Source organism: Nocardioides humilatus, assembly GCF_008373755.1.
In the GTDB taxonomy this organism is placed as follows: Bacteria; Actinomycetota; Actinomycetes; order Propionibacteriales; family Nocardioidaceae; genus Nocardioides; species Nocardioides humilatus.
Genome location: NZ_VUJV01000141.1, coordinates 1 through 506, shown reverse-complemented (window position 1 = coordinate 506; position 506 = coordinate 1). Strand labels below are relative to the sequence as shown.

1 protein-coding gene is annotated in these 506 nt (G+C 37.4%); it reads left to right on the top strand.

The window, feature by feature from the left end; all coding sequences use genetic code 11:
* Positions 1-60: 60 nt before the first annotated feature.
* Complete coding sequence (locus F0U44_RS24250; protein ID WP_149730621.1) at positions 61-348, top strand: hypothetical protein; 288 nt, start codon at positions 61-63, stop codon at positions 346-348.
* Positions 349-506: the final 158 nt, after the last annotated feature.

The following is a 506-nucleotide window of genomic DNA, read 5'->3' as shown; positions in this document are numbered from 1 at the left end:
AAAATAGTTTGCACGAAATACGCGTGATTATTTTTGAACATACGCAAATAAACTTATACAATGACGAAGGTTGCAATTATTCTTTTGATTTTGGCTGCCGTGTACGGGTTGGAAGGTGCGGCCGTTCCTAACGACCCGAACATATTTCCGATAAACGCTAACAGTTTTTCGCCGGCAAGCTTAATGCAAGGCATGTCAAACATCCAGGACATGGCTTCAAAGGCTGGTTTTGGGCCTAACATGAACGGTGCAGCCATTTCGACGGTTGTAGATAGCGCAGGGAAAAAAATGACGAAACTGCTAATCAGCGAAAACGGGAAGATATCAACCATGGATTTCAACAAGTGAAAACAGCAGATTAATTTTATTTAAAAAAAATAGCGAATTCATCAAGAAATTTGCATAATAATGTTAAATAAAGATCCTTCCTACGTATTTTATGACTAACGAAAGTTTTATAATATTATGCAAATTTTATTGATACGCTTACATAAAAAGGACCCCGT

Coding starts and splice junctions, on each gene's coding strand:
- F0U44_RS24250 (WP_149730621.1), top strand. CDS start 61: ATGACGAAGGTTGCAATTATTCTTTTGATTTTGGCTGCCGTGTACGGG.